Source organism: Pseudomonas sp. NPDC008258 (assembly GCF_042956345.1).
Lineage (GTDB): Bacteria > Pseudomonadota > Gammaproteobacteria > Pseudomonadales > Pseudomonadaceae > Aquipseudomonas.
Map to the genome: position 1 here is coordinate 1 of NZ_JBIBGE010000005.1, position 22,441 is coordinate 22,441.

Consider the following 22,441-nt stretch of genomic DNA (forward strand, 5'->3'; position numbering starts at 1 on the left):
AGGTGATCAAGCGGATGGCTTACGGCTACCGGGACAGCGAGTTCTTTTTCATGAAGATCAAGAATGACTTTCCCGGCAATCCGTGAAGAACCAAAAAAATCCCCGACCTAAGCCGGGGATTTTTTATTGCGCCAGGATCAATCCTCGCGGTAGCGACGCAGCTTCAGCTGCTTGCCAGCCACGCGGGTGTCCTTGAGCTTGGACAGCAGCTTCTCCAGGCCGTCTTCCGGCAGCTCGACCAGGCTGAAGCTGTCGCGCACCTGGATACGGCCGATGGCGTCACGGGCCAGGCCACCTTCGTTGAGGATCGCGCCCAGCAGGTTCTTGGCAGCGATACCGTCACGGGCACCCAGGGCGGTGCGGCAACGCACGCGGCCTTCGGCCAGCGGCATCGGCGCACGGCGCTCGCGGTCACTACGGTCAGGGCGCTCGCTGCGCTCACCACGCTCGGTACGCTCGCCACGTGGGGCACCAACGCCTGGCACCAGCGGCTGCTCACGCTCTACCGCCGCCAGGTCCAGCGCCTGGCCATTGGTGGCCTTGCGCAACAGGGCAGAGGCCAGGGCACGCGCGCTGCAACCCAGGTCGGCAGTCAGGCGGTCGAACAGGTCGCCGTGAGTGGCTTCAGCTTCGGCTACCAGCGGCGCCAGGCTCGAAGTCAGCTTCTTGATGCGGGCATCCAGCACGGCCTGGGCATTCGGCAGGCGGGCTTCGGCTACCTTTTGACCGGTAACACGCTCGATCACCTGCAGCATGCGGCGCTCACGCGGGGTAACCAGCAGCAGCGCACGGCCTTCGCGACCGGCACGGCCGGTACGGCCGATACGGTGCACGTAGGATTCCGGGTCGTACGGCATGTCAACGTTGAACACGTGGGTGATGCGCGGCACGTCCAGGCCACGGGCAGCAACGTCGGTGGCAACAACGATGTCCAGGCGGCCATCCTTGAGCGAGTCGATTACGCGCTCGCGCTGGTTCTGGGCGATGTCACCGTTCAGTGCAGCAGCCTTGTAGCCTTTGGCTTCCAGCGCGGCGGCCAGGTCCAGGGTGGCTTGCTTGGTACGCACGAAGGCGATCAGCGCGTCGAACTCTTCCACTTCCAGCAGACGCAGCACAGCCGGGATCTTCTGGTCGGCGTGGACCATCAGGTGGGCCTGCTCGATCGCGGTAACGGTCTGGGTCTTGCTCTGGATCTTGACGTGCTTGGGCTCACGCAGGTGACGCTCGGCGATCGAACGGATCGACGACGGCAGGGTAGCGGAGAACAGTACGGTCTGACGGGTAGCCGGGATGGCATCGAAGATGACTTCGAGGTCGTCCATGAAGCCCAGCTTCAGCATCTCGTCGGCTTCGTCCAGTACCAGGTACTGCACGGTCGACAGGACTTTTTCGTCACGACGCAGGTGGTCGCACAGGCGGCCCGGGGTGGCCACGACGATTTGCGCGCCATTGCGGATTGCACGCAGCTGTGGGCCCATCGGGGCGCCACCGTATACGGCAACCACGTTCACGCCCGGCATCTGCTTGGCGTAGGTTTCGAAAGCGGTAGCAACTTGCAGCGCCAACTCACGGGTTGGCGCCAGGATCAGGGCTTGCGGTTCGCGCTTGCTCACATCGATCTTGTTGAGGATCGGCAGGGCGAAGGCAGCGGTCTTGCCGGTGCCCGTCTGCGCCTGGCCGATCATGTCATGACCGGCGAGGATGATCGGGATCGATTGTTGCTGAATGGCGGACGGCTCTTCGTAGCCGGTAGCCAGAACGGCAGCAACAATATTCGGATTAAGATCGAGAGCGGCGAAGCCGCCGGTTTCCTGGGTCATGGGTCTGCCTCTAGGTGCATCCGCAAAGACCCATGCTCCAAAGCTGCACATGCCTTGAAAGACCGTCAGGTCACCCAGGCAGCTTTGGCGGCGGGGATTTGCGAAAACGATTGAAAAAGAATACTTGGGAAGGTCCGCCTAGCGGACGTGCAGCCGAAGCTGGACTCGGAGGATTTGCACCACCTGATTTTGAGGTCCGCTAAAAGACCGGCGCGTACTATACCCGAAATCGTGCAGGGACGTGAGGAATATTTTCGCCAGACAAGGCCAGTATCAGGCCACCATCAAACAGTCGCTGAAACGATTCCTGCCTGCGAAACCGCATTGCCTTCTTCGCGGGCTCGCCCGCTCCCACAGGGATACCACCGAACTCAAGGGTGGCGAATATCCTGTGGGAGCAGGCGCCGCGGTCTTCAGGTAGCCGGCCGAATCTCGCGGATCAACCCTTCCAGGCTATAACCCAACCGCGGCGCCAGCGCCCCGGCCCGGGCCCGCAGCCCTTCCAGGTCCAGCGTTTGCTCAAGGTCCGCCGGCACCAGCAAGATCACATTGCCCTCCTTCACCGGCAGCTCCCAGTAATGCCGGTGGTACAGCCCGCGCAGCAATGCCGCACCCAGCGGCTTGCCATCATCGGTGGCCCACTGGTTGATCACCAGCCAACCACCCGGGTTCAGCTGTTGCTGGCAGTTCTCAAGGAAATTCCACGCCAGGTGCCCCACGCCCGGGCCGTGATCGGTGTACAGGTCGACGAACAGCAGGTCGGCCTTCTCTGCCGTGGGCAGCAACTCGATGGCATCACCAATGCGCACGTACAACCGTGGGTCGTCATCCAGCCCAAGGTGTTCCATGGCCAGGCGCGGTACATCCGGGCGCAATTCGATGGCCTCGATGTCTTCCAGCGGCAGGAACTTCATGCACGCCTGGGTCAGCGTGCCGGCACCCAGGCCAAGAAACAGCGCGCTCTCCGGCTGTTCATGGCACAGCGCGCCCACCAGCATGGCGCGGGTATAGTCGTACTCCAGCCAGCTGGGGTCGGCCGTGAACACACAGCTTTGCTCGATGGCATCGCCGAATTCCAGAAAGCGGTAGTCGTCTACTTCATACACGCTGATGACGCCAAAGGCATCCTCCACTCGCGCCAGCAGCCGCTCTTCCCGTTCCGCCGTCATGCTCACCACCCACCCGCGCAAAACGCGCATTGTCCGCCAACACCCTGGATGCAACAAGCGCAGCGCCAACTGTTACCATGGCCTGAAGCCTACAACCTACAAGACCGAGCCCGAGATGAACCAACCGTGGAGCCCTGACAGCTGGCGCGCCCTGCCGATCCAGCAGCAACCGACCTACCCCGACGCCGCGCACCTGCTGAAGGTTGAACAGACCCTGGCCAGCTACCCGCCGCTGGTGTTTGCGGGCGAGGCACGTGAGCTGCGCCGGCAATTTGCCGAGGTAACCGAAGGCCGTGCCTTCCTGTTGCAGGGTGGCGACTGCGCCGAGAGCTTTGCCGAATTCTCTGCGGCAAAAATCCGCGATACCTTCAAGGTGCTGCTGCAAATGGCCATTGTCATGACCTTTGCTGCCGGTTGCCCGGTGGTCAAGGTTGGGCGCATGGCCGGCCAGTTCGCCAAGCCACGCTCCTCGGGCGATGAAACCATTGGCGACATCACCCTGCCCGCCTACCGTGGCGACATCGTCAACGGCATCGGTTTTGACGCCAAAAGCCGCATTCCCGACCCGGAGCGCCTGCTACAGGCTTACCACCAGGCCACCGCCAGTCTCAACCTGTTGCGCGCCTTCGCCCAGGGCGGTTTTGCCGACCTGCACCAGGTGCACAAGTGGAACCTGGATTTCATCGCCAACTCGGCGCTGGCCGACAAGTACCACCAACTGGCCAACCGCATCGACGAAACCCTGGCGTTCATGCGCGCCTGCGGCCTGGACAGCGCACCGCAACTGCGCGAAACCAGCTTCTTCACCGCCCACGAAGCGCTGCTGCTGAACTATGAAGAAGCCTTTGTGCGCCAGGACAGCCTGACCGGCGACTACTACGACTGCTCGGCGCACATGCTGTGGATTGGCGACCGCACCCGCCAGCTGGACGGCGCCCATGTGGAGTTCCTGCGTGGCGTGCACAACCCGATCGGGGTCAAGGTCGGCCCGAGCATGAACCCCGAAGAGCTGATCCGCCTGATCGACACGCTGAACCCGGCCAACGACCCTGGGCGCCTGAACCTGATCGTGCGCATGGGCGCGAGCAAGGTCGGCGACCACCTGCCGGGGCTGATCCGCACCGTTGAGCGCGAGGGGCGCAAGGTGCTGTGGAGTTCAGACCCGATGCATGGCAATACCATCAAGGCCAGCAGTGGGTACAAGACCCGCGATTTTGCGCAGATCCTGGATGAAGTGAAGCAGTTCTTCCAGGTGCACCAGGCCGAAGGCAGCCATGCCGGCGGCATTCACATCGAGATGACCGGGCAGAACGTTACCGAATGTATTGGCGGCGCTCGGCCGATAACCGAGGATGCGTTGTCGGATCGTTACCACACGCACTGTGATCCGCGGATGAATGCTGATCAGTCGCTGGAGCTGGCGTTCCTGATTGCCGAGACGCTCAAGCAGGTGCGGCGCTAAAAGCATTCGCGGGCACGCCCGCTCCCACAGGTTTTGCACAAGACTTGAGCGCTGTGCAGTACCGGTGGGAGCGGGCGTGCCCGCGAACAGGCCGGTAAGCCCACCGACAAACCCAGCCTATTTACGCAGCGGATCATCCCAGAAATGCCGCTCGGCCTCTTGCTGGATATCCGCCCTGCTCAACCCCAGGTCATGCAAGGTCGCATCACTGAGGCGGGCCAGCTCCTGACGCTGGCGGTACAGCTGCAGCCAGCGCGCCGGGCGCTGCAGGGCCGCATGCCACAGGTGGTTCAGGGAGAAGGCAGGTTGCTGGATGCTGCTGACATGACCTTTCATCGTGAAGCCCTCCGTGTTGGATGGCTTCAGTCTCACGCCGGGCTTAAGATCAATCCAACGAATGTTTCTGATGCCATGCATCTCGGAGATTGATGCAATGTCCCAGTACCAGAGCCTCGATGCGGACGTACTGCGCACTTTCGTCGCCATCGCCGAGCAAGGCGGCTTCACCCGCGCCGGCGAAGTGGTCAACCGCACCCAGTCGGCGGTGAGCATGCAGATGAAACGCCTGGAGGAGGACATTCTGCAACGCCAGCTGTTCGAGCGTGACGGCCGCCAGGTAAGGCTCACCGCCGAAGGCCAGGTGCTGCTGGGCTATGCCAGGCGCATTCTCAAACTGCATGGCGAGGTGTTCAACACCCTGCGCATGCCGCACATGGTCGGGCTGGTGCGCATCGGCACGCCGGACGACTACGCCATGCGCTTTTTGCCGACCATTCTGTCGAGCTTTGCCCAGGCCTACCCGCTGGTACAAGTGGAGGTGCATTGCGACTCGTCCAAACAGCTGATGCTGCGCCAGGACCTGGACCTGACCATCGTCACCCGCGAGCCGGGCAACGAGATTGGCCAGCTGCTGCGCCAGGAGCGCCTGGTGTGGGCCGCCGCCGAAGGCTTTTGCCCGCAAGAGCAACGGCCAATGCCTGTGGCGTTGTTCAACACCGATTGTTTCTGCCGCGCCTGGACGTGCAATGCGCTTGAGGCTCAGGGCATCGATTACCGCATTGCCTATACCAGCCCAAGCCTGGCGGCGATCTTTGCCATTGTCACGGCGGGGTTGGCGGTGACTGCGCAGTTGCAGAGCCTGGTTGGCGGCAACATCCGCATATTGGGAGAACAGGATGGGCTGCCGCAGTTGCCAGTGGCCAATGTGATGCTGGTGCGCAGCACGCAGAACCCTTCACCGATTACTGACTGCATGGCCGATTATATCGTTGAAGGGTTCAAGTAAGCCGGGGGCGCTCCGCACCCCATCGCCGGCAAGCCAGCTCCCACAGGGTTATCACAGGCCCGAACATTGTGGGGTACCTGTGGGAGCTGGCTTGCCGGCGATGGGCTGCAAAGCAGCCCCAAATTCTCAAAGTTCGAAACCAAGCATCACCGCACACACCACCAAAAACACACAGAACATCGCCCGCAATACCTTCTCGGGCAACGCATGAGCCAGCTTCACCCCCCAGCTGATGCTAAGCAGCCCACCAACAGCCAGCGGAATCCCCACGCTCCAGTCAACACTGTGGTGCACCCCATACGTCACCAGCGTCACCAAGGTACTCGGTGCGGCCAAAGCCAGCGACAACCCCTGCGCCACCACTTGCGTAGTGCCGAACACACTGGTCAGGATCGGTGTGGCCACCACCGCGCCGCCCACCCCGAACAAGCCGCCCATGGTGCCGGCAAAACTGCCCAGCACGCCCAACCACGGCCAAGCATAACGCAGCTCGGCGCTGGGCGGCGACACCTTCATGAACATCCGCGCCACGTTCCACACCGCCAGCGCCACCAGAAAGCCGACAAAACCCAAACGCATTGAATGCGCATCCAGCCCCACCGCCCAGATCGAACCCAACCAGGCGAACAGGAAGCTGCACGCCGACAGCGGTAGCGCATGGCGCAACTCGATACGGTTGCGCTGGTGGTAACGCCACAACGCCAGCAGCACGTTCGGCACCACCATCACCAGCGCCGTGCCCTGCGCCAGTTGCTGGTCCAGACCAAACAACACGCCCAACGCCGGAATCGCAATCAGCCCGCCACCAATACCGAACAAGCCCCCCATGGTGCCCAGGGCGGCACCCAGCACGATATACAACAACCACTCGATCATCAGGGCCTCATCCGCCTGTTTGCATAATGCGAGCATGCTAACGATTGCAGGCTGGCAGGGAAACGCACAGCAGCGCACAATGGCTGTGCGTTTTTCGCAAAAGCAAGGCAGCCATGAGCCCCGATACCCTTACCGACCAGTTGAGCCTGTTCCTCGATGTGCTGGAGACCGGCAGCTTTTCTGCCGCCGCCCGTCGCCACCCACTGACCCCGTCCGCCGTAGCCCGGCGGATCGACAACCTGGAAAACGCCGTCGGCAGCCGCCTGTTCACCCGCAGCACCCACGCGGTGCGCGCCACTCCAGCGGGCAATGCGTTTGCCGAACGGGCCAGGCGCATCATCGAGGAACTGCGCCTGGCCCGGGCCGAGGCGGTATCGCTGAGCAACGCGCCGGAAGGGCTGATACGCATCGACGCCCCGGCCGCGTTCGGCCGTCGCCACCTGGCCCCGGCCATCGCCGACTTCCTGGTGGCCTACCCAGGCCTGGACGTGCAGTTGCGCCTGATCGACAGTTTCGTCGACCTGCATGGCAGCCACCTGGGCGAGGTCGACCTGGTGCTACGCGCCGGCCCCTTGGCCGACACTCGCCTGGTCGCCACACCGCTGGCCTACATGGTGCGCATTGCCTGTGCCAGCCCCGCCTACCTGGCCAGCCGCGGCATGCCCACCTGCCCCAGCGAACTGCCCGGGCACGACGGCCTGGACTGGGACGGCCTGGCACCGCCGTTCGCCTGGCGCTTCAATGTGGCCGGGCAAACCCGCCTGTACCGCCCCGCGCGCATGCGCATGGCCGCCAACAATGCCGAAACCCTGCTGTTCGGCGCCCTCGCCGGCTTAGGGGTTGCCCACCTGCCCACCTGGCTGATCAGCGAATACCTGTTGCGCGGCGAACTGGTACCGTTGTTTTGCGACGGCGGCCTGCCCGCAGCCGAGTCCAGCGGCATTTACGCGTTACGCCTGGAACATGAAACGAACTCTCGCAGCCGTTTGCTGCTCGAATTCCTCAAGAGCCGCTTCAGCCCGGTGCCACCCTGGGACCTGGCCTTGCGCAGTGAACTGCGCGAGTAATGCGCGCACTAATGATCAGCGAGCCAGAATTATCCATTATTACCTTCAAGGACCTGCATGAACGCCGACACCCAAGCCTCCTGTGACGAGCTGCTGCTGGACAACCAGGTCTGCTTCGCCCTGCACTCCACCTCGTTGCTGATGACCAAGGTCTACAAGCCGCTGCTGCAAGCATTAGGCCTGACCTACCCGCAGTACCTGGCCATGCTCGTGCTGTGGGAGCGCGACGGCCTGACCGTGGGCGAAATCAGCCAGCACTTGCTCACCGACCCCGGCTCGCTGACCCCGCTGCTAAAGCGCCTGGAAAGCGAAGGCCTGCTGCAACGCAACCGCAGCCGCGAAGACGAACGCGTGGTGATGGTACAGCTGACCGACAAAGGCCGTGCCCTGCAGCAGCAAGCCAAAGAGGTGCCACAGTGCATTCTCAAGGCCAGCGGGCGAAGCCTTGAGCAGTTGCAGCAACTGCAGGCCGAGCTGCTGAACCTGCGCGAGAACCTGCAAAAAAACCTCTGACAGCTATGCTGTGCCATGGCCGTTCGGATGAGCGGCGAAGATTTATCTTGTGCGCAAACTAATTGCGCGCTAATTTAAATCCCACACCAACCCGCGCCGTCCCGAACAGGAAGCGCACAGCACATTAGCGAGGCTCCAGATGCAAAAGGTCACTCCGCTGTACATCGCAGAAGCTACCTCCACCGGTGGGCGCGACGGCAAATCCAAATCCAGCGACGGCAAGCTGGTTGTCAGCCTGAGCACCCCTAAAGAACTGGGCGGCGCTGGCGGTGACGGCACCAACCCTGAGCAGATGTTTGCCGCCGGTTACTCGGCTTGCTTCATCGGCGCACTCAAATTTGTAGCCGGGCAAGAGAAGAAGACCCTGCCGGCAGATGCCTCGATCACCGCGAAGGTGGGCATCGGTCAGATCCCGGGCGGTTTCGGCCTGGACATCGACTTGCACATCAACCTGCCGGGCCTGGCCCAGGCCGATGCCGAAGGGCTGGTGGAAAAAGCGCACAAGGTGTGCCCGTACTCCAACGCCACCCGCGGCAATGTGGATGTACGCCTGCACGTGACCGTGTAAATCACAGGCACAAAAAAACCCGGCCAAGGCCGGGTTTTTGCGTTTCACAAGAAGGATTACTTCTTGGAGCGGCCTTTGAAGCTGTTGTCGCGAGTGTCGATGTCGATCCACTCGTCGATCTGGATGAAGTCGGCAACCTGGATCTCGGTACCGTTCTTCAGTTTGGCAGGCTTCATGACCTTGCCCGAGGTGTCGCCGCGAGCAGCGTTCTCGGTGTAGACAACCTGACGGCTGATGGTGGTCGGCAGTTCAACCGATACCAGGCGGCCTTCGAAGAACACGGCTTCGCAGATGTCTTCCATGCCTTCTTCGATGTACGGCAGAACGGCGTCGATGTCTTCGGCGTTCAGTTCGTACATGGTGTAGTCGGTGGTGTCCATGAAGGTGTACGAGTCACCGCTGATGAACGACAGGCTCGCTTCTTTGCGATCCAGGATCACGTCGTCCAGCTTGTCGTCCGCACCGTATACGGTTTCGGTCTTGTAGCCGGTCAGCAGGTTCTTCAGCTTGGTCTTCATGATCGCGCTGTTACGGCCCGACTTGGTGAACTCAGCTTTTTGAACCAGCCACGGGTCGTTGTCGATGCGCAGCACGGTACCGGGTTTCAGTTCTTTACCAGTTTTCATTACGAAGTATCCGAATCTGGATGGATTTATAAAAATCGAGGCCGCGTATCATAGCGAATTTCGGCAAAAGTGTACTAGCGCTGTGGCAAGGTCCGGCTGAGCGGCCTGTCGCGTCGCCCAAAGCCGGGCATGCTGCTGCAGTTCTGGCCAATGCCGGCGGGCCGCCTGCCAGGCCTGCCCCATGTCGCGATTCATGTTCCAGGCACGCCACAGCCCGAGCAGGGCGGCATCGGCATCGTCTGACAAGCCGCGTCGATAATGCGCGAGAAACGCTTCGAGCTTTTCCCAGTGGGCGTTTTCGTCCTGCACGTAGATGTGCCACAGCATCGGCTGCCCGGCCCACTGCGCACGCACGAACGAGTCTTCGCCACGTACAGCGTTGAAATCGCAACTCCACAGCAACCGGTCGTAGTCGTCCTGGCTGACGAAAGGTAATACCTGCACGGTCAGCGCCCCTCGCTTGCGCACGCTGCCCACTGGCAGCGTTGCCTCGTCAAGCCATTGGCTGAGCCCCGCGACGATGCGCCCCTGCGGCACCAGCAGATGACAAGGTTGCTCGCCGGTGGCCAGGGCATCAAGCCAGTTGCCCAACTGCGGGTTTTCGTAGGCGAACAGCGAAACCAGCAACGCCCCCGCTTCGGGGTTTACGCCAAGCTTGTGCAAGAAGGCCTGCCGTGCCCCCTGCTGGAATGCGTCACGCCGTGCCAGCAGCGAGCCCTCACGCAGCAGGCCACCGGTCTTTTCGGTAAAGCCGGGGAAGAAAAACACCTTGCGCAGGCCACCGGGCTGCGGCGAAGGCAAACCATGGCAGCCCTCCACCCAGTCCTCGGCACTGAGGTATTCGAGGTTCAGCCAGCACGGCGGCGTGGCGCAGGCACGCATGGCTTCTACGTAAGGTGCCGGCAACTGGCAGGCGAACGCGCCAATCACCACTTCGGCCGGCGCTACCGGCAACCAGGCCGCCGGCCACTGGCGCACCTCCACGCCCTGCTGCCACTGCTGCGCCAAGGTGGCATCAGCCTCTGGGCACAGGGGCGTGAATGCGTTGAGGTCATCCACCCACAGGCGCACCGCCAGGCCATGCTCGGCCACCAACTGCCGGGCCAGGCGCCAGGTCACGCCGATATCACCGTAGTTATCGACGACACTGCAGAAGATGTCCCAGGTGGCTTTCATGTGCCCCTCCTGTGCGGGTGCAAAAACCGCGAATTCTGCGCACAAATTGTCGCAGACAAAAGCACCTGCGCGGAAAAATGCCCAGGCGCATGCGACAATGCACCCTGACCGACCCTGCCAGGAGGCTGCCATGCCCCGCCACCGTGAACTGAAGATCACCCTCAAGCCGTTGCCGTTGATCCTGTGCGTTGCCTTTGGCCTGTGGCTGGGCGCGGTGGCCATTGTAGCGAGTGCCTGGCTGGCGCTGCTGTTCTGGCCGCAGCAGGTGCAGCCGCTGGCCCAGGCCCTGCCCCCCAGCGTCTATCAGCCAGCACCGGCGCAGGCAGCAGCCCCGGCCAGGGATGCTCAAGCCGAGATGTTCGACCGCTACAAGGACATCCTGCACAAGCAAGAACAGCAACAGGCCGCTGAAGCTGCCCAGGGCAACCCGCGCAACCTCAACAGCCCCAAGTGCCAGTTCTGGCTGCAGCAGAACCGCACGGCGCCCACCGATAAAAGCCAGGCCAACGTGCTGGAGTTCTGTTATTGACCATGGACAAGCCCCACTTGCTGGCGCAGATCGTCGCCACCCTTGCGCATGACCTGGACGTGCTGACCCGTGCGGCGCAAACCGCCTACGAAGCCGCCACCGCCGAAGAGAACATTGCCGAGAACAAGTACGACACCCTGGGCCTGGAAGCCTCGTACCTGGCCACCGGCCAGGCCCGGCGCAGTGCCGAGATCCGCCAGGCGTTGCTGATTTACCAGCAACTGCTGCTGCGTGATTATGACCCGGCGCGCGGGGTGCAGATCAGCAATCTGGTTTGCCTGGAAGATGAAGACGGCGGCCAGCGCCGGCTGTTTCTTGGGCCGGAAGCGGCAGGCCTGAAGATTGGCGAGGGCGACGGGTTGGTGACCGTGATTACCCCGCGCTCGCCGCTGGGGCAGCAACTGATGGGCAAGAAAATTGATGATGAGGTGAGCCTGGGCGCACAGGCATTGTTCATTGTTGATGTTGTCTGAACTGGCCTCTTCGCGGGCAAGCCCGCTCCCACAGTGATTGCGCAAAGCCTGAGGACAGCGCTGTACCTGTGGGAGAAGATTGATGATGAGGTGAGCCTGGGCGCGCAGGTATTGTTCATTGTTGATGTTGCCTGAGCGGGCCTCTTCGCGGGCAAGCCCGCTCCCACAGTGATTGCGCAAAGCCTGAGGACAGCGCTGTACCTGTGGGAGCGGGCTTGCCCGCGAAAGGGCCAGTTCAGGCGATACAAAGCTAAAGGGCCTGCAAGGCATCGAACCGCCCCGCCAACCCCTGCTCCGCGAACTTTTCCACCACAAAATCGATAAACGCCCGGGTCTTGCCCGGCATCAGTTTGTGCTCGGCGAAATACAGGCTGATATGCCCGTCATCCACATACCAGTCCGGCAAAACCCGCTGCAGCCGCCCGTTTTGCAGGTAAGGCACGGCAAACGGCAGGCTCACCAGCGCAATCCCCAGGCCTTGCTCGGCCACCACACAAGCCGCGTCCGAGTCGCTCATGGTCATCGCCTGGCGCAACTGCAACGGCTGCTGCGCCTGCCAGCGGCTGGTCAGAGGCCACGAACGCACCCGCCCCGTCTGCGGTGAACGGATCAGGATACCGTCGTGGCGTTGCAGCACCTCCGGGTCTGCAATCGGCGCGTGCCGCTGTAGATAGGCTGGCGCCGCCACCAGTACCCGGTGCGCCGGGGTCAGCTTGCGCGCCACCACGCCAGGCGGCAGTTCAAAACCACCGCCAATCGCAGCGTCGAAGCCTTGGCCGATCAGGTCCACCTGGCGGTTGTCAAAATGCCAGTCCGGGGTGATGGCCGGGTATCGGCGCAAGAACTCGCCCAGCAACGGCAACACGTACAACCGCCCGAACACCGTGCCCATGCTCACCCGCAACAAACCCGCCGGCTGGCCCTCGGCACTGGCCAGGTTGGCCACCGCGTACTGGATGGTGCGGAAACTGTCGCTCACTTCACCCAGAAAACGCTGCCCCGCCTCGGTCAAGGTCAGCTTGCGGGTACTACGCTGGAACAACCGCACGCCCAGGCGCGCCTCCAGCTGGGCAACGTGCTTGCCTACGGCGGCCGGGGTAATGCTCAGGCGCCTGGCGGCCTCGGCAAAGCTGCCGACCTCGGCACTGCGGATGAAGCATTCCAACGCGTTAAACGATTCCATGGCCATGATCAGCAACCAAAGGTTTACTCTGCAGATAGTGATTGCCATCTTATCAGCAGGTAATCAAGCGCCGATACTGCGCCCATCCAAGGCATTTCGGCCTGGCTTCCAGCAGGAGATCAGCATGTCCAAGCAACTTACACTCGAAGGCAAAGTAGCCCTGGTTCAGGGCGGTTCCCGCGGCATCGGTGCAGCCATCGTGCGGCGCCTGGCCCGCGAAGGTGCACAGGTGGCCTTCACCTATGTCAGCTCCGCCGGCCCCGCAGAAGAACTGGCCCGGGAGATTACCGAAAACGGCGGCAAGGCCCTGGCCCTGCGGGCTGACAGTGCCGATGCCGCGGCCGTGCAACTGGCGGTGGACGACGCCGTCAAAGCCTTCGGCAGGCTGGATATCCTGGTCAACAACGCCGGGGTACTGGCGGTGGCACCGGTCACCGAGTTCGACCTGGCCGACTTTGACCGCATGCTGGCGGTGAACGTGCGCAGCGTGTTCGTTGCCAGCCAGGCCGCAGCGCGCTACATGGGCCAGGGCGGGCGCATCATCAACATCGGCAGCACCAACGCCGAGCGCATGCCGTTTGCCGGTGGCGCGCCCTATGCCATGAGCAAGTCGGCGCTGGTTGGCCTGACCCGCGGCATGGCGCGTGACCTGGGACCACAGGGCATTACCGTGAACAACGTGCAGCCGGGGCCGGTGGACACCGACATGAACCCCGCCAGCGGCGAGTTTGCCGAGAGCCTGATCCCGATGATGGCGATCGGGCGGTATGGCGAGGCGGATGAGATTGCCAGCTTCGTGGCGTATCTGGCGGGGCCTGAAGCCGGGTATATCACCGGGGCAAGCCTGACTGTGGATGGTGGGTTTGCAGCCTGATTGAAGGGTTGGCCTATGCCGGCCTCTTCGCGGGCTTGCCCGCTCCCACAAAGACCGCATCCAGCTTGAGCGCACTGCGGCCCCTGTGGGAGCGGGCAAGCCCGCGAAGAGGCCGGTACAGGCTCAAACCTTTTCAGGTTCCAGGCTCTGCTCCATCACCTCCAGAAAAGCCCGGGCAGCCGGCGTAGGGCTGGCTGACCACACGGCATACAGGTGCCGCACCGGCGCATCCACTACCCACGCCACCGCCACACCTTCGATGCCCTGGGCCACCCGCTCCGGCACCAGGCCAACTGCCATGCCCCGCTGCACGAACTTCTCCACCAAACGCACATGCCCGATTTCAAACTGCACCCGACGCTGCAACCCCACCGCCTCAAACGCCTCATCGGTCTGGCGCCGTGCCCCGGTACCTTCGGGAAAGTCCACCAGCACTTCGTCCGCCAGGTCGGCCAACGCCAACTGCGTACGGCCGGCAAGCCGCCGCCACGTCATCGGCAATGCGCCGGGCCGCTTCCACCGCCGGCCGGGCGCTGAGCACAAAAGCCTCGCCGGCAGGGGTCAGGCGAACCCGTCGCGAACTTCGCTCGAACAGGCTGACGCCCAACTGCGTCTCCAGCCGCGCCACCTGATGGCTAAGCGCCGACTGCACCACATGGCAGCGCTCGGCCGCCCGGGTAAAACTACCCATGTCGGCGACGGCAAGGGCGTATTCGAGCTGCTTGAGGTTCATTCATCTATCTGCTTTCAAGATGGACAAGTTGAAAACTATACATTGGTGTCATGCCAGACACTTCCTGATAATCCTCCCACTTACTACTGCCCGCCACGAGAACCGCATGAACGCTCCCACCCTCAGCCGCGCCCTGATCCTGCTGATGGCTACCGCCACCGGCCTGGCCGTGGCCAGCAACTACTACGCCCAACCGTTGCTGCACAGCATCGCTGAACAGTTCGGCTTGAGCACTGCCAGCGCCGGCAGCATCGTCATCGCTGCGCAACTCAGTTATGGCGCCGGCCTGTTGCTGCTGGCACCGCTGGGGGATCTGTTCGAGCAGCGCCGGCTGATCACCGTGATGACCGCCATTGCCACCCTGGGCCTGGTCATCAGTGCCTGCGCACCGAGCCTGCCCTGGCTGATCCTTGGCACGGCGCTTACCGGGCTGTTCTCGGTGGTGGCGCAGATCCTCGTGCCCATGGCCGCGTCGCTCAGTGAGCCGCATATGCGTGGCCGTGCGGTTGGCACGCTGATGAGCGGCCTGTTGCTGGGTATCCTGCTGGCACGTACCGCAGCGGGCTTCATGGCCGAGTTGGGCGGCTGGCGCGCCATCTATGTGCTGGCCGCCGTGCTGATGGCGTTCACCGCCGTGGCGCTGTACCGCAGCCTGCCGCAACACCACAGCCATGCCGGGCTGAAGTACCCGGCACTGATCGGCTCGGTGTTCCGCCTGTTCCTTGAAGAGCCGGTGCTGCGCCTGCGCTCGCTGCTCGGCTTGCTGGCATTCAGCCTGTTCGCCCTGTTCTGGACACCCCTGGCCTTCCTGCTGTCCAGCGGCCCGTATCACTATTCAGATGCAGTCATCGGCCTGTTCGGCCTCGCCGGGGCGGCCGGCGCGCTGTCGGCCAACTGGGCCGGGCGCCTGGCCGACCGCGGCAAGGGCTCACTGGGCACCACCGTAGGCCTGGTGGTGTTGCTGCTGTCGTGGGTGCCGCTGGGGTTTGCCCAGCAGTCGCTGCTTGCCCTGCTGCTGGGCGTGCTCATGCTCGACCTGGCGGTGCAACTGGTGCACGTGAGCAACCAGAATGCAGTGATTGCCCTGCGGCCCGAGGCCCGCACGCGGCTGAATGCCGGTTACATCACCTGCTACTTCATTGGCGGGGCATTGGGGTCGTTGCTTGGCACGCAGTTGTTCCAGCACCAGGGCTGGATGGGCATCGTGGTGGCAGGGCTGGTGATTGGCGGGCTGGCGTTACTGGCCTGGGCGCTCGCCAACCGCAGGGTGGCCTGACCGGCGCCAGCGCGACATCGCACCACACTACCCTCCGTCGCATGGTCGTTGACTTGCCTGCCCGGTCAGCGCTCAGTAGGCGCTGGACAATGCCCTTTCCTGACAGGATGACTTTATGACAAGACTCACGGTGCAATCCGGCGATTTCTTGCAAGGTGAAGGCGAGTATCGCAATGGATCGCTCACACTCAAGACCCCGCGCAGCCCCTCCCCGGGCGAGCGCATTTCCCTGGCGCGTATCAGCGACCTCAGGCTGGCCAGCCTGGAATCCAGTCGCAGCCTGGGCACCGCCCTGGGCTGGGGCGTGGCTGGCGCCCTGGTGGCTGGCCCGGTGGGGTTGCTGGCGGGGCTGTGGCTGGGAGGCAAGGAGGAAGAAGCCACCTTCCTCGCCACGTTCAAGGATGGGCGCAAACTCATGGCCATTACCGACGGCAAGACCTGGTCGAAGATCGATGACAGTTGGCGGCAGCACAAGCGGCCCGCCAACCAGGACTGAATATCGCGGGGCCCGGATCGTTTTATGCTCAAGGCGGCTGTTAAGATGCCGCCTTTTTCATGGCCTGTGCCGGCCTCTTCGCGGGCTTGCCCGCTCCCACAGGAACAGCGCTGCCCTTGAGTGTGGCGCGGTCCCTGTGGGAGCGGGCAAGCCCGCGAAGAGGCCGCCACAGGTGTCGCGCCCCAGGAGCCCCACCGCATGCCTCCGTGTCACCCCCGCCTGCCCCTGAGCCTGCTCAGCCTGGGCCTGACCCTGCATTGCCCGAACCTGCATGCCGAAGCCAGCGTGCTACTGACCCCGTTGCAGGTGTCCGACACCTACACCCAGGACGGCTACCAGGCCCGCCAGGCCGCAGTGGGCGGTTTCCAGCCCGCGCCCTTGCTCGACACCCCCGCCTCGGTCAGCGTGTTCAGCCAGCAACTGCTGGAAGACCGCCAGGTACGCAAGCTCAGCGAAGTGCTGCAAAGCGACGCTTCGGTCGGCGAAAGCTATGCCCCCATCGGCTACTACGAAAACTTCAACGTTCGCGGCTTCGAACTGAATGCCGCCAGCAGCTACCGCATCAATGGCCAGACCATCGCCGGCGAGCAGAACGTGGCGCTGGAGAACAAGCAACAGGTGGAACTGCTCAAGGGCCTGTCCGGCTTGCAGAGCGGCGTGTCGGAGCCGGGCGGCCTGATCAACTACGTGACCAAGCGCGCCGAGGATGTGCGCAGCGTCACGATGTCGACCAACGAACAAGGCGAACGCTACCTGGCCACCGACCTGGGCGGCTGGTTCGGCAGCGAAAAACAGTTCGGCCTGCGCGCCAACCTGGCCCATGAAGGCATCCGCTCGTACGTCGACCACGCCGACGGCAAGCGCGACTTTGCCTCGCTGGCCTTCGACTGGCAGATAAGCCCGGATGCCACCCTGCAACTGGATGCCGAATACCAGCACCGCGAACAGCGCTCGGTACCGGGTTATCAGCTACTGGGCGGTACCGAGGTGCCTCACGGCATCGACCCGGACGACCGCCTGGCCTACCAGCACTGGGCCAAGCCGGTGCAGAACGACTCGCTGAACCTGGGTGGGCGCTTTGAGTACCGCTTCAATGAGGCCTGGACCGGCACCTTGAGCGCGTCGCGCAGCAAGGTGGTGATCGACGACTACAGCGCGTTCGCCTGGGGTTCGAGCGAAGGCGCGTTCTTCGGTAGCAATGGCGACTACGACATCTACGATTTCCGCAGCCCCGATGACACCCGCCGCACCGATGAGGCACAGGCCATGCTCAACGGGCGTTTCGATGCGCTGGGCGTGGGGCATGATCTGATCGTGGGCACCAGTGCGCAACGGCGCACGCTGGATCAGCGCCCGTACTACAACGAGTGGCTGGGTACCGGCAACATCTACACCGGCGCCCCTGCCTTCGACCCGTCCGACAAACCCGTCGGCGCCAGCGAACGCCGGCTGGACAGCCGTCAGTACGGCCTGTTCGTCAACGACCGCATCAGCTTCAACGAGCAATGGCAGACCGTGCTTGGCGCCCGCGCAGTGCGCCTGGATGAAAAGACCTGGGACGAAACCGGTGTTGCCGGGCGCCATACCCGTCAATACGAGGTGCTGCCCAATGCGGCGCTTATCTACAAGCCGCAGCCGGACACCACCGTTTACGCCAGCTACGCCAAGGGCCTGTCTGCCGGCGGCACGGCCCCCTGGTTTGCCAGCAACGCCGCCGAGATCCTTGCGCCTACCACCTCCCACCAGTTGGAGCTGGGCGTCAAGCACGACTGGCAAGGCCTGAGCTTGAGCGCTGCGCTGTTCCAGATCCGCCAGGCCTACCAATACGCCCGCCCGGACGGGGCCGGCAACTTTACCTACGTGCAGCAAGGCCAGCAGAAGAACACCGGCCTTGAGTTAGGTGCCAGCGGCTGGGTGACTTCGAAGCTGCAAGTGCAAGCCAGTGCTGCGGCCATTCGGGCGCGGGTACAAAACAGCGGTACTGATGCTTATGAAGGCCACCAGGCGATCAACGTGCCCAGGTTCCGGGCGGCGCTACACGCAGAGTACACGCTTGCGGTGCCGGGCCTGGCACTGCTGGGCGGTGCGCGCTACAGCGCCAGCAAGTATGCAAGCCAGACGGGGAACGTGGAGGTTGGCGGGTATACCGTGTTCGATGTGGGGAGCCGGTACCGTACGCGCATTGGCGGGTATGACACGGTGCTGCGGCTGACCGTGGACAACGTGTTCGACAAGCGCTACTGGCGCGATGTGGGGGATTACCTGGGGGATAACTACCTGTTCCAGGGCGCGCCACGTACTGCTCGGCTGTCGGCTTCGGTCAGCTTCTAGGCTTATTGCGGGCCCCTGTGGGAGCGGGCTTGCCCGCGAAGAAAGCGACGCGGGGTATGGCACCGGCTCTGCCGGTGTTCGCGGGCAAGCCCGCTCCCACAGGGATCGCGGCAGCCTTTGGGCATTGCGGCAATGGCCCAAATACAAAAAGCCCCCGGCTTTTCAGCGCGGGGGCTCTTCGTAGAATGTGGCGGTGAAGAAGGGATTTGAACCCTTGATACGATTTCTCGTATACACACTTTCCAGGCGTGCTCCTTCGACCACTCGGACACTTCACCGTTTCTCTTCAAGCCGTGCGGCCCGTCGAGGTGCGCTAATTTAGTGAAAGCGCTTTCCTTTGGCAAGCATTTTTTTCAGTTTTTTCATGTATTTGCATTTGAGCCCCGGTGAACGCTGACCGACCAGTCAGCCTTGCTGCTTTACCTGGCCTCTGGCGCTGGGTAACGTCTTCGCCACGCCAACAAAAGGACTCTGCCATGAGCGAGCTGATTACCTACCACGCCGAAGACGGCATCGTCACCCTGACCCTGAACAACGGCAAGGTCAACGCCATCTCGCCGGACGTCATCACTGCCTTCAACGCCGCGCTTGACCGTGCTACTGAAGAGCGTGCCGTGGTGATCATTACCGGGCAGCCGGGCATTCTGTCTGGCGGCTACGACCTCAAGGTGATGACCAGCGGCCCGAAAGAGGCCATCAGCCTGGTCACGGCCGGCTCCACTCTCGCCCGTCGCCTGCTGTCGCACCCGTTCCCGGTAGTGGTCGCCTGCCCGGGCAATGCCGTGGCCAAGGGTGCGTTCCTGCTGCTGTCGGCCGATTACCGCATTGGCGTTGAAGGGCCGTACAAGGTGTGCCTGAACGAAGTGCAGATCGGCATGACCATGCACCATGCCGGCATCGAACTGGCGCGTGATCGCCTGCGTCGCTCGGCTTTCCACCGTTCGGTGATCAATGCCGAGGTATTTGACCCGGTTGCGGCCGTGGATGCCGGTTTCCTCGACAAGGTGGTGCCGGCAGAGCAGTTGCAGGACGCAGCGCTGGCGGCGGCGCGGGAGTTGAAGAAGCTGAACATGCTGGCGCACAAGAATACCAAGCTGAAGGTGCGTAAAGCATTGCTGGAGGCGCTGGACAAGGCGATCGAGCTGGACCAGCACCATATGGGCTGACCCGCACCGGCCCTTTCGCGGGCTCGCCCGCTCCCACAGGTACAGCGCGATCCCTGTGGGAGCGGGCGAGCCCGCGAAGAGGCCAGCACAGGCTCACAACGAGGTTTGCCCCAACCAGTGCACACCCGTACACTGCCCGGCGACTGTCTGGTGTGAGTCGTACCATGCTTTATTCGTTGCGCATGCTTCTGCTGGCGCTGCACTTTCTTGTCGTTGGCGCCGTGGGCCTGGTCATTGGCCTGTGCCGCCCCTTCAACCCCGACAACAGCCGCCTGTTCGCCCACCTCTACAGCCGGCCGGCCACCTGGCTGATGCGCATCAAGGTCAAGGCCGAGGTCGGGCCGCTGTGGGACCAGCCGCCCGGTTGCGTGATCATTGCCAACCACCAGTCCAACTACGACCTGTTCGTGATCGGCCAGGTGGTGCCGCAGCGTACCGTGGCCATCGGCAAGAAAAGCCTGCGCTGGGTGCCGCTGTTCGGCCAGCTGTTCTGGCTGGGCGGCAACGTACTGATCGACCGCAACAACGCGTACCAGGCGCGCAAGGCGCTGCACAAGACCACCCAGGTGCTGCAAGACGACACCTCGATCTGGATTTTCCCTGAAGGCACGCGAAACGCTGGCGAACAGTTGCTGGCCTTCAAGAAAGGCGCGTTTCACATGGCCATCGAGGCCGGCGTGCCGATCGTGCCGGTGTGCGTCAGCCGCTATGCCAGGCGCATGAACCTGAACAGCTGGCGCCAGCGCACGGTTGTCGTACGCTCGCTGCCGCCGATTGCCACCGCCGGCATGACCCAACAGGACATTCCCGCGCTGATCGAGCAGTGCCGGGAGCAGATGCAGCAGTGCATCGACCGCATGGAACACGAGCTGGCCTGATGCGGGTTGCTCTTGGGCCGGGTACGGCCCAAGCTGTAACCCGTGTTCAACCGGAATAAGCGGGCAACCATGGGGCGAGTCGTGGCATCGGCGGTGTACAGCGCCGGCAGAAAGGTCACCAACATCAGTATCGACGAAGGCAGCGAGTGGGCGCGCAAGCCCGGGCACTTCGTGTGGATCGGCCTGGAGGAGCCCAACGCCGAGGAACTGGCCAACCTGCAATGCCAGTTCAACCTGCACGAACTGGCCATCGAAGACGCCCTGGAAAAGCACAGCCGGCCAAAGCTGGAAACGTTCGGCGACGCGCTGTTCATCGTCACCTACTCGCCGGTGCGTCACGAGGGCAAGCTGGAGTTCATCGAAACCCATATCTTCGCCGGCAACGGCTACATCATCACCTGCCGCAACGGCCACTCCAAGTCGTACGCCCTGGTGCGCCAGCGCTGCGAGGCGCGGCCTTTGCTGCTGGAGCACGGTGAGGACTTCGTGCTGTACGCCCTGCTCGACTTCGTGACCGAAAACTACCAGCCGGTCAGCGAGGCCATTCATGGCGAGATCGAAGAACTGGAGCAAAGCGTGCTCGGCGGCTCGCTCCAGGAAGACGACATCCGCCGCCTGCACAGCCTGCGCCGCGACATCCTGCGCCTGCGCCGCTATGTGGCGCCCATGGTGGAAGTGAGCGAAGAGTTGCAGCGCCTGAGCTTCCCGTTCATCGACAAGAACATGCGCCCGTATTTCAAAGATGTGCAGATCCACGTGACGCGGCAGATGGAAGACCTGGCCAGCATCCGCGACATCGCCAGCCAGACCATCGAGATCGGCATGCTGCTGGAGTCATCCCGCCAGAGCATCGTGCAGCGCAAGTTCGCAGCCTGGGCGGCGATCCTGGCACTCCCCACGGCCATTGCCGGGGTTTACGGGATGAACTTCCAGAACATGCCGGAGCTGAGCTGGCATTACGGGTATTTTGCGGTGCTGGGGGTGATTGCGGCGGGGTGTGCGGGGTTGTATGCCAGCTTCAAGAAGTCGGGCTGGCTGTAGAATGCCGGGGCCGCTTTGCGGCCCAATCGCCGGCAAGCCAGCTCCCACAAGGTATCCATAGGCCTGAAAGGCAGTGCAATCCTGTGGGAGCTGGCTTGCCGGCGATTGGGCTGCACAGCAGCCCCCGGCCATTATGCCGCGTCGTGTTTGTTCACCGACTGCTGGATAAAGCGCATCATCCATTCCCCCACCAGGTCGCCCTGATGCTCGGTGGCCAAACTGGCCACCGCCTTGTGATACACCTCATCCCCCAGGTACGCCTGGCGCGCATCCAGCAGCGCACGGGAATAGTCGTGCACGAACTCCGGGTGGCCCTGGAAGCACAGCACCTGGTCACGAATGTGGTACGCCGCATTCGGGCAGAAATCGCTGGAAGCAATCACCGTGGCTCCCTCCGGCAATTCGGTCACCTGGTCCTGATGGCTGATCAGCAACGTCAGCTCCGACACTTCCGGGTCCATCCACGGTGCATGGGCCGCCAGCGAGTAGCGATGGATGCCCACGCCCCAGCCCTTGTCGGCACGCTCAGCCTTGCCGCCCAGGGTCAACGCCAGCAACTGATGGCCAAAACACACACCCAGCAGCTTTTCGCCCCGTTCGTACAGTTTCAGCAGGTAGGCCTTGAGCGTCTGGATCCAGGCATCGGTACCAAACGAGTCGGCCTTGCTGCCCGTTACCAGGTAGGCATCGAACACTTCATTGTCGGCGGGGTAATCGCCGTGCATCACGTTGTACACACAAAACTCGGCAGCGATCGGCTGACGCGAGAAGAGCTGCTCGAACATCCTGCCGTAGCCCTGGTACTGCGCGGTCAACTCCGGTCGCAGGACATCGGTTTCAAGGATGCAGACGCGTAACGACATAGGGATAGTCCTGAACGACATGGGTGGGAATCTGCT

At 63.1% G+C, this 22,441-nt stretch carries 21 protein-coding genes, 1 tRNA gene and 2 pseudogenes; 14 read left to right on the forward strand and 10 right to left on the reverse strand.

The annotated features are described in order from the left end of the window. Positions 1–137 precede the first annotated feature (137 nt). Together ACFY9W_RS05170 and ACFY9W_RS05175 are read right to left on the reverse strand one after the other, a co-directional pair. Positions 138–1,854: pseudogene (locus ACFY9W_RS05170) on the reverse strand (DEAD/DEAH box helicase). A gap of 379 nt (positions 1,855–2,233) precedes the next feature. Further along, positions 2,234–2,989 carry a spermidine synthase gene (locus ACFY9W_RS05175; RefSeq protein WP_391126685.1) on the reverse strand — a complete coding sequence of 252 codons (756 nt, stop codon included), beginning with the start codon at positions 2,987–2,989 and terminating at the stop codon, positions 2,234–2,236. A 115-nt stretch (positions 2,990–3,104) separates the two neighbouring features. Between ACFY9W_RS05175 and ACFY9W_RS05180 the strand changes: the two genes are divergently transcribed. Continuing rightward, a complete protein-coding gene (locus ACFY9W_RS05180; RefSeq protein ID WP_004575935.1) occupies positions 3,105–4,451 on the forward strand; it encodes a class II 3-deoxy-7-phosphoheptulonate synthase in 1,347 nt (448 codons plus the stop codon). Between the two features lie 117 nt (positions 4,452–4,568). Here the strand turns inward: ACFY9W_RS05180 and ACFY9W_RS05185 are convergent, their stop codons facing one another. Further along, positions 4,569–4,787: a DUF1127 domain-containing protein gene (locus ACFY9W_RS05185; protein WP_012271115.1), complete on the reverse strand. Its 219-nt coding sequence runs from the start codon at positions 4,785–4,787 to the stop codon at positions 4,569–4,571. Positions 4,788–4,884: 97 nt separating this feature from the next. On the opposite strand from ACFY9W_RS05185, the gene ACFY9W_RS05190 reads away from it, so the two are divergent. Next, positions 4,885–5,736 (forward strand): LysR substrate-binding domain-containing protein, encoded by an 852-nt coding sequence (locus ACFY9W_RS05190; protein ID WP_391126688.1) that lies wholly within the window; start codon positions 4,885–4,887, stop codon positions 5,734–5,736. A 126-nt stretch (positions 5,737–5,862) separates the two neighbouring features. Here ACFY9W_RS05190 and ACFY9W_RS05195 read toward each other — a convergent pair whose 3' ends face one another. Further along, complete coding sequence (locus tag ACFY9W_RS05195; protein ID WP_156859408.1) at positions 5,863–6,612, reverse strand: sulfite exporter TauE/SafE family protein; 750 nt, start codon at positions 6,610–6,612, stop codon at positions 5,863–5,865. Positions 6,613–6,725: 113 nt separating this feature from the next. On the opposite strand from ACFY9W_RS05195, the gene ACFY9W_RS05200 reads away from it, so the two are divergent. The 3 genes from ACFY9W_RS05200 to ACFY9W_RS05210 all read left to right on the forward strand — a co-directional run bounded on the left by ACFY9W_RS05200 (position 6,726) and on the right by ACFY9W_RS05210 (position 8,760). Continuing rightward, positions 6,726–7,679, forward strand: coding sequence for a LysR substrate-binding domain-containing protein (locus tag ACFY9W_RS05200; RefSeq protein ID WP_391126692.1), 954 nt, complete (start codon positions 6,726–6,728; stop codon positions 7,677–7,679). Positions 7,680–7,736: 57 nt separating this feature from the next. After that, positions 7,737–8,192, forward strand: coding sequence for a MarR family transcriptional regulator (locus ACFY9W_RS05205; protein WP_391126695.1), 456 nt, complete (start codon positions 7,737–7,739; stop codon positions 8,190–8,192). Positions 8,193–8,331: 139 nt separating this feature from the next. Then, positions 8,332–8,760 (forward strand): Ohr family peroxiredoxin, encoded by a 429-nt coding sequence (locus ACFY9W_RS05210; protein ID WP_391126698.1) that lies wholly within the window; start codon positions 8,332–8,334, stop codon positions 8,758–8,760. Between the two features lie 56 nt (positions 8,761–8,816). On the opposite strand, the gene efp is transcribed toward ACFY9W_RS05210, so the two are convergent. Together efp and earP are read right to left on the reverse strand one after the other, a co-directional pair. Then, the gene (efp, locus tag ACFY9W_RS05215) at positions 8,817–9,386 is read right to left on the reverse strand and encodes an elongation factor P (protein WP_391126701.1); all 570 of its coding nucleotides are present in this window, start codon (positions 9,384–9,386) and stop codon (positions 8,817–8,819) included. Positions 9,387–9,434: 48 nt separating this feature from the next. Beyond that, positions 9,435–10,562, reverse strand: coding sequence for an elongation factor P maturation arginine rhamnosyltransferase EarP (gene earP, locus ACFY9W_RS05220; RefSeq protein WP_391126704.1), 1,128 nt, complete (start codon positions 10,560–10,562; stop codon positions 9,435–9,437). Positions 10,563–10,692: 130 nt separating this feature from the next. Between earP and ACFY9W_RS05225 the strand changes: the two genes are divergently transcribed. Together ACFY9W_RS05225 and ACFY9W_RS05230 are read left to right on the forward strand one after the other, a co-directional pair. Beyond that, the gene (locus ACFY9W_RS05225; protein ID WP_391126707.1) at positions 10,693–11,091 is read left to right on the forward strand and encodes a hypothetical protein; all 399 of its coding nucleotides are present in this window, start codon (positions 10,693–10,695) and stop codon (positions 11,089–11,091) included. A 2-nt stretch (positions 11,092–11,093) separates the two neighbouring features. Beyond that, positions 11,094–11,564, forward strand: a complete 471-nt coding sequence (locus ACFY9W_RS05230) for a transcription elongation factor GreAB (RefSeq protein WP_391126710.1) — start codon at positions 11,094–11,096, stop codon at positions 11,562–11,564. A gap of 250 nt (positions 11,565–11,814) precedes the next feature. On the opposite strand, the gene ACFY9W_RS05235 is transcribed toward ACFY9W_RS05230, so the two are convergent. Next, on the reverse strand, positions 11,815–12,753 hold the full coding sequence (locus ACFY9W_RS05235; protein WP_391126713.1) for a LysR substrate-binding domain-containing protein: 939 nt from the start codon (positions 12,751–12,753) through the stop codon (positions 11,815–11,817). 118 nt (positions 12,754–12,871) lie between these two features. On the opposite strand from ACFY9W_RS05235, the gene ACFY9W_RS05240 reads away from it, so the two are divergent. Then, a complete protein-coding gene (locus ACFY9W_RS05240) occupies positions 12,872–13,621 on the forward strand; it encodes an SDR family oxidoreductase (RefSeq protein ID WP_391126716.1) in 750 nt (249 codons plus the stop codon). A 123-nt stretch (positions 13,622–13,744) separates the two neighbouring features. On the opposite strand, the pseudogene ACFY9W_RS05245 reads toward ACFY9W_RS05240, so the two are convergent. Further along, positions 13,745–14,354, reverse strand: a pseudogene (locus tag ACFY9W_RS05245) (LysR family transcriptional regulator). 106 nt (positions 14,355–14,460) lie between these two features. Between ACFY9W_RS05245 and ACFY9W_RS05250 the strand changes: the two are divergent. From ACFY9W_RS05250 to ACFY9W_RS05260, 3 genes are all read left to right on the forward strand, one after another. Next, positions 14,461–15,630 (forward strand): MFS transporter, encoded by a 1,170-nt coding sequence (locus ACFY9W_RS05250; RefSeq protein WP_391126719.1) that lies wholly within the window; start codon positions 14,461–14,463, stop codon positions 15,628–15,630. 115 nt (positions 15,631–15,745) lie between these two features. Further along, the gene (locus ACFY9W_RS05255) at positions 15,746–16,126 is read left to right on the forward strand and encodes a hypothetical protein (RefSeq protein ID WP_391126722.1); all 381 of its coding nucleotides are present in this window, start codon (positions 15,746–15,748) and stop codon (positions 16,124–16,126) included. A 198-nt stretch (positions 16,127–16,324) separates the two neighbouring features. Continuing rightward, complete coding sequence (locus ACFY9W_RS05260) at positions 16,325–18,457, forward strand: TonB-dependent siderophore receptor (RefSeq protein WP_391126725.1); 2,133 nt, start codon at positions 16,325–16,327, stop codon at positions 18,455–18,457. 188 nt (positions 18,458–18,645) lie between these two features. Here the strand turns inward: ACFY9W_RS05260 and ACFY9W_RS05265 are convergent. Then, positions 18,646–18,735 (reverse strand) — tRNA-Ser (locus ACFY9W_RS05265). A gap of 198 nt (positions 18,736–18,933) precedes the next feature. Here ACFY9W_RS05265 and ACFY9W_RS05270 point away from each other — a divergent pair. The 3 genes from ACFY9W_RS05270 (at position 18,934) to ACFY9W_RS05280 (ending at position 21,542) form a co-directional block, all read left to right on the forward strand. Beyond that, on the forward strand, positions 18,934–19,623 hold the full coding sequence (locus tag ACFY9W_RS05270; RefSeq protein ID WP_391126728.1) for a crotonase/enoyl-CoA hydratase family protein: 690 nt from the start codon (positions 18,934–18,936) through the stop codon (positions 19,621–19,623). A 164-nt stretch (positions 19,624–19,787) separates the two neighbouring features. Then, a complete protein-coding gene (locus ACFY9W_RS05275; protein WP_391126730.1) occupies positions 19,788–20,501 on the forward strand; it encodes a 1-acylglycerol-3-phosphate O-acyltransferase in 714 nt (237 codons plus the stop codon). Between the two features lie 69 nt (positions 20,502–20,570). Next, positions 20,571–21,542 carry a CorA family divalent cation transporter gene (locus ACFY9W_RS05280; protein WP_391126733.1) on the forward strand — a complete coding sequence of 324 codons (972 nt, stop codon included), beginning with the start codon at positions 20,571–20,573 and terminating at the stop codon, positions 21,540–21,542. Between the two features lie 131 nt (positions 21,543–21,673). Here ACFY9W_RS05280 and ACFY9W_RS05285 read toward each other — a convergent pair whose 3' ends face one another. After that, on the reverse strand, positions 21,674–22,405 hold the full coding sequence (locus ACFY9W_RS05285; protein ID WP_391126736.1) for an amidotransferase: 732 nt from the start codon (positions 22,403–22,405) through the stop codon (positions 21,674–21,676). Positions 22,406–22,441 lie beyond the last annotated feature (36 nt).